Origin of the sequence: uncultured Gemmiger sp. (genome assembly GCA_944388105.1) — a bacterium.
Classification (GTDB): Bacteria; Bacillota; Clostridia; order Oscillospirales; family Ruminococcaceae; genus Gemmiger.
Genome location: CALXHN010000085.1, coordinates 1 through 8,750, shown reverse-complemented (window position 1 = coordinate 8,750; position 8,750 = coordinate 1). Strand labels below are relative to the sequence as shown.

At 63.2% G+C, this 8,750-nt stretch carries 7 protein-coding genes, 1 tRNA gene and 1 pseudogene; 4 read left to right on the top strand and 5 right to left on the bottom strand.

The genetic code is table 11. The features are described from left to right. Positions 1-4 precede the first annotated feature (4 nt). Positions 5-80 (top strand) — tRNA-Val (locus tag Q0K17_RS09050). 96 nt (positions 81-176) lie between these two features. Here the strand turns inward: Q0K17_RS09050 and Q0K17_RS09045 are convergent. Further along, positions 177-1,052 carry a LysR family transcriptional regulator gene (locus tag Q0K17_RS09045; RefSeq protein WP_294542428.1) on the bottom strand — a complete coding sequence of 292 codons (876 nt, stop codon included), beginning with the start codon at positions 1,050-1,052 and terminating at the stop codon, positions 177-179. A gap of 160 nt (positions 1,053-1,212) precedes the next feature. Between Q0K17_RS09045 and Q0K17_RS09040 the strand changes: the two genes are divergently transcribed. Beyond that, a complete protein-coding gene (locus Q0K17_RS09040) occupies positions 1,213-2,241 on the top strand; it encodes a YeiH family protein (protein ID WP_294542426.1) in 1,029 nt (342 codons plus the stop codon). Between the two features lie 60 nt (positions 2,242-2,301). Here the strand turns inward: Q0K17_RS09040 and Q0K17_RS09035 are convergent, their stop codons facing one another. From Q0K17_RS09035 to Q0K17_RS09020, 4 genes are all read right to left on the bottom strand, one after another. Next, on the bottom strand, positions 2,302-3,297 hold the full coding sequence (locus tag Q0K17_RS09035) for a 2-hydroxyacid dehydrogenase (RefSeq protein ID WP_294542424.1): 996 nt from the start codon (positions 3,295-3,297) through the stop codon (positions 2,302-2,304). 99 nt (positions 3,298-3,396) lie between these two features. Then, entirely contained in the window at positions 3,397-4,542 is a 1,146-nt protein-coding gene (locus tag Q0K17_RS09030; RefSeq protein WP_294542423.1) for a metallophosphoesterase, read from the bottom strand. Positions 4,543-4,662: 120 nt separating this feature from the next. Next, a complete protein-coding gene (gltA, locus tag Q0K17_RS09025) occupies positions 4,663-6,060 on the bottom strand; it encodes an NADPH-dependent glutamate synthase (protein WP_294542421.1) in 1,398 nt (465 codons plus the stop codon). A 1-nt stretch (position 6,061) separates the two neighbouring features. Further along, positions 6,062-6,904 carry a sulfide/dihydroorotate dehydrogenase-like FAD/NAD-binding protein gene (locus tag Q0K17_RS09020; RefSeq protein ID WP_294542420.1) on the bottom strand — a complete coding sequence of 281 codons (843 nt, stop codon included), beginning with the start codon at positions 6,902-6,904 and terminating at the stop codon, positions 6,062-6,064. A 382-nt stretch (positions 6,905-7,286) separates the two neighbouring features. On the opposite strand from Q0K17_RS09020, the gene Q0K17_RS09015 reads away from it, so the two are divergent. Both Q0K17_RS09015 and Q0K17_RS09010 read left to right on the top strand, forming a co-directional pair. Beyond that, positions 7,287-8,156 carry a transketolase gene (locus tag Q0K17_RS09015; protein WP_294542418.1) on the top strand — a complete coding sequence of 290 codons (870 nt, stop codon included), beginning with the start codon at positions 7,287-7,289 and terminating at the stop codon, positions 8,154-8,156. Then, positions 8,144-8,750 (top strand): annotated as a pseudogene (locus tag Q0K17_RS09010) (transketolase family protein); the annotation flags it as partial. The gene Q0K17_RS09015 and the pseudogene Q0K17_RS09010, both read left to right, overlap by 13 nt.

Here is an 8,750-nt window from a genome sequence, read left to right as displayed (position 1 = left end):
ACATGCGCGGTTAGCTCAGCTGGTAGAGCATCTGCTTGACGTGCAGGAGGTCACAGGTTCGAGTCCTGTACCGCGCACCACATCAAAAGCCGGACAGTTGGTCCGGCTTTTTCTTTTTGCTTTACCATCGCAAAAGCCCGCCCGTTCCTTATCAGGAACGGGCGGGCTTCTGTGGTTTACGGCCGCAGCTTGGTGAATACTTCCCGGTAATAGGGCGCAAAAACACTGTTTTTCTGCCACAGGAAGGTGAAATCGTGGGCCAGGGTGAAATCCGGCAGGTCGATCCGGCAAAGGGTGCCCGCCGCCAGCTCTCTGGCCACCACCGACCGGTAACAGAAGGTGATGCCGCAGTTTTCCAGCACCAGGGCCTTGATGGCGTTCAGGCTGCCCAGCTCCGCCAGATGGGGAAAATCCGCCAGAGACAGGCCCCGCTCCTGCAGTGCCCGCTGGAGCATCTCCCGTGTGCCGGAGCCCTCCTCCCGCACCAGCAGATGGGCGTCCAGCAGGTCCCGCAATTCGTGGGTGCCGGCGGCCAGGGGGTTGGCGGGGGCGCACACCGGGAACATCTCCTCCCGGGCAAAGACCAGACCGTCGTAGTCCTGCCGGGGAAAGAAGCCTTCGATCACCGCAAAGTCGATCTCCCCCCGGTCCAGCATGGCCAGCAGGGCGTCGGTGTTGTTCACCACCATCCGCAGCCGCAGGTCGGGGTCGGTGCGCAGCAGGCGGGACAGCGGCCCGGGCATCAGGTACTCCCCGATGGTCAGGGTGGCCCCGAAATGCAGGGTGTGCCGCCCTGCCTGGGCCCGCAGCAGTTCCTTCAGGTGCAGGTCGTCATGGCGGGCCGCCGAAGCGGTGCGCAGAAACAGGGTGCCTGCCTCGGTCAGGGAGAGCTGCTTGCCCTCATAGGCAAAAAAACGGGCACCGTACTCCGCTTCCAGCGCGCGGATGTGCTGGGACACTGCCGGCTGGGTGATGTGCAGCTGTTCGGCGGCGCGGGTATAATTCATGGTCTGGCACAAAGCCAGAAAAGTCTCCACCTTATGGTCCAGCATGGGGATTCCTCCTGTTCGGATAGGGTGGCGCAGTTGATGGCCTTATTATAACACGCAATTATATATAAATAAAGAATTATAATTTTACATGATACTGAAAATGCCATATACTGGTCCACGGAGAAAACAAAACCAACGATATCAGGAGGAGAACCATCCTATGGAAAACGTGAAGAAACTGCTTCCGGGCGTTGCGGCCTGCCTGGTCATTGCGGTGCCGTCCTGGCTGCTGGGCAAGGCCTTCCCCGTCATCGGCGGCGCGGTGTTTGCCATCCTCATCGGCATGGTCATTGCCCTGTTCTACAAGGACAAGACCCTGACCCAACCGGGCATCACCTACACCTCCAAAAAGATCCTGCAGTACGCGGTCATTCTGCTGGGCTTCGGGCTGAACCTGTCCGAGATCGCCCGGGTGGGCGCCCAGAGCCTGCCGGTCATCGTGTCCACCATCACCACCTCCCTGGTGGTGGCCTTCCTGCTGCAGAAGGTCCTGCATCTGCCGGGGAACACCTCCACCCTCATCGGCGTGGGGTCCTCCATCTGCGGCGGCTCTGCCATTGCTGCCACCGCCCCGGTGGTCCATGCGGATGATGAGGAGATCGCCCAGTCCATTTCGGTCATCTTCCTGTTCAACGTGCTGGCAGCCCTGATCTTCCCCTGGCTGGGCGGCCAGCTGGGCCTGAGCAATGAGGGCTTTGCCCTGTTTGCCGGCACCGCCGTCAACGATACCTCCTCCGTCACCGCCGCGGCGGCCTCCTGGGATGGGATGCACCCCGGCGCCAACGCCCTGGAAGGCGCCACCATCGTCAAGCTGACCCGCACCCTGGCCATCATCCCCATCACCCTGGTGCTGGCCCTCATGGGGGCCGCCAAGGCCCGCAAGAGCGGCGAAGCCCAGCAGGGCAGCTTCTCCCTGAAAAAGGTCTTTCCCTTCTTCATCATCTTCTTCCTGCTGGCCTCGGTCATCACCACCGTCTGCGTGTCCGCGGGCGTGGATGCTTCCCTGTTCCAGCCGCTGAAGGAACTGTCCAAGTTCTTCATCGTCATGGCCATGGCGGCCATCGGCCTGAACACCGATCTGGTCAAGATGGTCCGCACCGGCGGCAAGGCCATCGTCATGGGCTTTGTGTGCTGGGTGGCCATCACCGGCGTGAGCCTGGGCATGCAGCACATCATCGGCATCTGGTAAATAACAAAATGCAGCCCCTTCCCGTATTGTCTGCGGGAAGGGGCTGTTTTTGTTGTATGATTACTCGTGGACTTCGTTCACCAGTTTTTCGCCCCGCTCAAAAGCACGGGCGTTTTCCATGGTGGTGATGGCGATGCTCTGCAGCGCCGTGCGGGTGAAGAAGGCCTGGTGGCTGGTGACCACCACATTGGGGAAGCTGAGCAGCACCGGGACCACCTCGTTCTGCAGCACATCGTCGGAGAAGTCCTCGAACACCTGGCCGTCCTCGTCCTCGTACACGTCCAGACCCACGCCGGCGAACTTGCGGGCGCGCAGGGCGTCGATGAGGGCGTTGGTGTCGATGAGGCCGCCCCGGCTGGTGTTGACCAGGATGGCGTTGTCCCGCATCTTGGCGATGGTCTCGGCGTTGATGAGGTGGTGGGTGTCGGCGGTCAGGGGGCAGTGCAGGCTGATGAGGTCGGCGGCGCGGAGCAGCTCGTCCAGCTCCACATAGCGCACGATGCCTTCCAGCTCGGGGTTGTGGTACTGGTCATAAGCCAGCACGGTCATGCCGTAGCCGTGGCAGATGCGGGCCATGGCCGCACCGATGCGCCCGGTGCCGATGATGCCCGCGCAGGAGCCGTAGAGGTTGTAGCCCAGCAGGCCGTCCAGGGCGAAGTTGTTGTTGCGCACCTTGATATAGGCCTTGCAGATGCGGCGGTTGGCCGCCTGGGCCAGGGCCATGGCGTGTTCGGCCACGGCCTCGGGGCTGTAGCCGGGGACCCGCAGCACCGTGATGCCCAGCCGCTTGGCGGCGGCCAGGTCCACGTTGTTGTACCCGGCGCAGCGCATGAGCAGCAGCCGGATGCCCGCTTCATGGAGGGCTTCCAGCACGGGGGCGGAGCAGTCGCTGTTCACAAAGGCGCAGGCTGCGTCCCCGCCCTTGGCCAGGGGCGCGGTGTCCACGTCCAGGTTGGCGGCCAGGAAACGGATGGAGCAGCCGTAGTCCGGGTCGGCGGCCAGCAGTTCAAAGTACAGGCGGTCGTAATCGCGGGTACCGTAAAAAACGATCTTCATATATATACTCTCCCTTATCTTGATATCCGTTGTTAGTATACCCAAATTGTGGGCTGTATTCGGTTGCTTGCGCAACGGATATGACGCCATAAGAGAATATCACATTTCCTGCGTCACGTCCACACAGACGATCTCGGTGCGGCCGGCGGTGCGCAGTTTGTAGCCCCAGGTGCCGGTGCCGCCGCTGACCACGGCGGTGCAGGTGGGGGTGATGCGTTTGCGGCCATAGTTGACCTCATTGTACCGGAAGAGTCGGGCCACCAGTCCTGCGGGCCAGATCTGCCCGCCGTGGGTGTGGCCGCTGAGGATCAGGTCCGCCCCGGCGTCGGCGGCATCCCGCAGTTCCCGGGGTTCATGGTCCAGCCAGAGGGTGAACACCCCGTCCGGACCGCCGGGCTGCAGTTCGGCGGGGGCCAGACGCCTGCCCTTGGTATCCAGCCAGTCCCTGCGGCCGGTGATGCGCACCGGCGCCCCCTGCCGGTCCGGCAGGGAGAGGAGGCGGGAATCGTCCTCCAGGATCGTCACCCCGGCGGCGGCGAACCGCTCTTCCAGTTCCGCCCGGGTGTAGCTGGGGGTGTGCCAGTAGTGGAAGAGATCATGGTTTCCCGGCACGAACCATTTGCCCCCGGGCAGATCCCACCGGCCAAAGAGGGCGCAGAAGGCCTCAAAGTCCTGCCGGGAGGTATACTCGTCAAAGATGTCCCCGGTGAGCACCAGCACATCCGGATGCAGGGCCGCCACCCGCTCCTCCAGTTCGGGGATGCGGGTGTGGTTCATGGCGCCGGTGCCGGGGTGCAGGTCACTGAGCTGCACCACCCGCAGCCGGCCCCCGGGCAGGGGCTTTTTGGTGGATACGGTGTAGCAGGTGGTGCACAGCCGCACCGCCTTGCGCCAGCCCCACAGGAGCAGCACCACCGTGACCGCCCAGGCCAGCAGTCCCCCCTGCCATACCAGCCGCCAGACCTGCCACACCGGGCCGTCCAGGGCATGGGCCAGCAGGGTGACCAGATCCCCCGCCGCGTACACCCCGCACAGCTGGGCGGCGGCGGCCAGCCCCACCCCCAGGGGGTCCCGGGCCAGCCAGACCAGGGCGGTCAGCAGGACCAGGGGCAGGCCGAAGAAGAGCACCGGCTGTCCGGCCAGAGGCTGCAGAAAGGGCAGGGCGAGGAAATTCAGGTACAAAACCAGGGCGATGAGCCCCTGGCCGATACGGGGGATCACGAACTGGATGAAACGGTCATACATGGCGAAAGAAAATCCTTTCCTTGGCAAAAGGGCGCAAAAAGCCGCCGCGCCGCGCCCGGAACGGACGGCGGCGCGGCGGCCTGCTGTTAGTATACGCCGGTTGGCGGCAGGTATGCGCACTTACTGGTTCTTGGCCTTGATGGCTTCGTCGATGGCCTTGGCGGCCTCCTTGCCGGCGCCCATGGCCAGGATGACGGTAGCGGCGCCGGTGACGGCGTCACCGCCCGCATACACGAAGGGACGGCTGGTCAGCCCGTCGGGGCCGTTGGTGATGATGCAGCCGTGCTTGTCGGCATCCAGGCCGGGGGTGGTGGAGCGGATCAGGGGGTTGGGGCTGGTGCCCAGGGCCATGATCATGGTATCCACGTCCAGCTCGAACTCGCTGCCCTCCTTGACGATGGGGCGGCGGCGGCCGGAAGCATCCGGCTCACCCAGTTCCATCTCCACGCAGGTCATGCCCTTGACCCAGCCGTCCTCGTCGCCGAGAACTTCCACCGGGTTGGTCAGGGTCTTGAAGATGATGCCTTCCTCCTCGGCGTGCTCCACTTCCTCCTTACGGGCGGGCAGTTCGGCCATGCCGCGGCGGTAGACGATGTAGACGGTCTCGGCGCCCAGGCGCTTGGCGCAGCGGGCGGCGTCCATGGCCACGTTGCCGCCGCCCACCACGGCCACCGCCTTGGACTTCTTGATGGGGGTGTGGGAATCGGGCAGGTAGGCCTTCATCAGATTGACGCGGGTCAGGTACTCGTTGGCGGAGTAGACGCCCTTCAGGCTTTCGCCCGGGACGCCCATGAACCGGGGCAGACCGGCGCCGGAAGCAATGTACACGGCCTCATAGCCGTACTCGTTGAGCAGTTCGTCGATGGTCAGCACCTTGCCGATGACCATGTTGCACTCAATGTCCACGCCCAGGTCCTTCAGGCCGTCCACTTCCTTCTGGACGATGTCCTTGGGCAGACGGAACTCGGGGATGCCGTACATCAGCACGCCGCCGGCCACATGCAGGGCCTCGTAGATGGTGACCTTGTAGCCCATCTTGGCCAGATCGCCGGCCGCGGTCAGGCCGGAGGGACCGGCGCCGATGACCGCCACCTTGTGGCCGTTGGGTTCGGGCTTGACGGCGGGGGTATGCACGTTTTCCCGGTGCCAGTCGGCCACGAAACGTTCCAGGCGGCCGATGCCCACCGGCTCATTCTTGATGCCCCGGACACACTTGCCTTCGCACTGGTTCTCCTGGGGGCAGACGCGGCCGCAGACGGCAGGCAGGGCGCTGGATCTGGCAATGACCTGGTAGGCGGCCTCAAAGTCGCCCTTGGCCACCTCGGCGATGAAACCGGGGATGTCGATGTCCACGGGGCAGCCGGAACGGCAGGGATGGTTCTTGCACTGCAGGCAGCGCTTGGCCTCATTCACGGCCATCTCGGCGGTATAGCCCAGGGCCACTTCCTTGAAGTTCTTGTTGCGGACGTTGGGGTCCTGGCTGGGCATGGGGCACTTTTTGGGGTCCATGTTGGGCATCTTACTCGACCTCCTTCTTGAACAGGTTGCAGGCCTCGTCCCGGGCATGGCGCTCAAAGTCCTTGTACATGGTGCCGCGGTGCATGGCCTCGTCAAAATCCACCTCAAAGCCGTCAAAGTCCGGCCCGTCCACGCAGGCGAACTTGGTCTGGCCGCCCACGGTCAGGCGGCAGCCGCCGCACATGCCGGTGCCGTCCACCATGATGGGGTTCATGGAGACGACCGTCTTGACGTTGTGGGGCTTGGTGGTCTTGACCACAAACTTCATCATGATCAGGGGTCCGATGGTGATGACTTCGTCGAAGGTCTCGCCGCCGGAAAGCTTTTCTTCCAGGGGCACGGTGACCACGCCCTTGCGGCCGTAGGAGCCGTCGTCGGTCATGATGATGAGCTCGTCGCAGCAGGCGCGGAACTCGTCTTCCAGGATGACCAGGTCCTTGTCACGGAAGCCCACGATGCCGGTGACCTTGGTGCCCTGGGCATGCAGGGCCTGGGCCACGGGCAGGGCGATGGCGCAGCCCACGCCGCCGCCCACCACGCAGACCTTCTTGAGGCCTTCGATCTCGGTGGCTTTGCCCAGGGGGCCCACGAAATCGTGGACATAGCCGCCCTCGGGCAGGGTGTTGAGTTCCATGGTGCCGGCGCCCACCACCTGGAAGATGATGGTGACGGTGCCCGCTTCACGATCGTAGCCCGCGATGGTCAGCGGGATGCGCTCGCTGTCCGCCTTGGCGCGGATGATGATGAACTGCCCCGCCTTGGCCTTTTTGGCGATCAGCGGTGCCTCGATGACCAGCTCGGTCACCGTGGGGTTCAGTTCGCGTCTTTTCACGATTTTGAACACTGTTGTACCCTCGCTTTTCCTGCGGGCGGTACGGCGCGCAAGCCCCGCCCGATGATGTGGCCGGCTGCCGGACAGTCGGCCTATTATAGGTTATTGTACGGCATTTTTTACCGAAAGTAAAGCACAAAAACCGGCCGCGCTGCCCCAGCGCACCGGCAAGGGGGGGCTTTTCCCCCGGGGGAATTTGTGCTATAATTAAAAATTATCGTATCAGCCGTGGCTTTCTGGTGCCGCGATCCGGCATTTTTTTGCGTTTTTTTCACCCGCAGAGCCAAAAAGGCATTGCGCGCCAAAACGGTTTGGTATAAGATAAAGGTGGAACAGATTCGGAAACCTTCCCCGGTATGACCGGGAGATCTTTCTGTTAAGAGGAGCGCGACTTATGTTAAAACAGGATATGTTGCAGCTGAAGATGACTGCAACCCGCGTGCGCATGGGCATCATTGAGGCGACCCATGCCGCCAAGAGCGGGCATCCCGGCGGCAGCCTTTCGGCCGCGGATGCGCTGACCTATCTGTACTTCAAGGAGATGCAGATCGACCCCGAAAATCCCCAGGACCCCAACCGTGACCGGTTCGTGCTGTCCAAGGGCCATGCGGCCCCGGGGCTGTATTCGGCGCTGGCGGAACGCGGATTTTTCCCGGTGGAGGATCTGCGGACCCTGCGTCATTGCGGCAGCTATCTGGAAGGCCATCCCAACATGAACACCGTTCCCGGCGTTGATATGAGCACCGGCAGCCTGGGGCAGGGCGTTTCGGCGGCCTGCGGCATGGCTCTGGCCGCCCGCGCCCAGGGCAAGGACATCAACGTCTACACCATCATGGGCGACGGCGAGATCGAAGAAGGCGAATGCTGGGAAGCTTTCATGTTTGCCTCCCACTACAAGCTGGACAACCTGTGCATCATGGTCGATGTGAACGGGCTGCAGATCGACGGCGCCACCAGCGCCATCATGAACAGCGAGCCCCTGGACCAGAAGATGGACGCCTTCGGCTTCAACACCATCGTGTGCAACGGCAACTCCTTCAACGACCTGGAACAGGCCTTTGTGCTGTTTGACCGGTCCCACGGCAGCGGCAAGCCCACCTGCATGCTGCTGCACACCACCAAGGGCATGGGTGTCAGCTTTATGGAGAATGCCGTCGGCTGGCACGGCAAGGGCCCCAACGACGAAGAATACCAGCGCGCCATGGCGGAGCTGCAGGCTGCCCACGACCAGCTGGAGAAGGAGTATGAACAATGGCTGAAGTAAAAAAGATCGCCACCCGTGACAGCTACGGTGCGGCGCTGGTCGAGCTGGCGGATGCCGGCCACGACGATCTGGTCGTGTTTGACGCCGACCTTTCGGCTTCCACCAAGACGGCCGTTTTTGCCAAGGCATACCCCGCCCGCTTCTTCAACTGCGGTATTGCCGAGGCCAACATGATGGGCGTGGCCGCCGGTATGAGCACCTTCGGCTATGTGCCCTTTGTTTCCAGCTTTGCCATGTTTGCCGCCGGCCGTGCCTGGGAACAGGTGCGCAATTCCATCGGCTACCCCCACCTGAACGTGAAGATCGCCGCCACCCACGGCGGACTTTCGGTGGGTGAGGACGGCGCTTCCCACCAGTGCTGCGAGGACTTTGCCCTCATGCGGGCCATTCCCGGCATGACGGTCATCTGCCCCGCCGACGACGTGGAAGCCAAGGCCGCCGTGAGGGCCGCTTACGCCTTCAATGGTCCCGTGTACCTGCGCCTGTCCCGTCTGGCCACCCCGGTGTTCCATGACCCGGAAAAGTACCATTTTGAGATTGGCAAGGGCGAGACCCTGACCGACGGGTTCGACATTGCGGTGATCTCCACCGGCC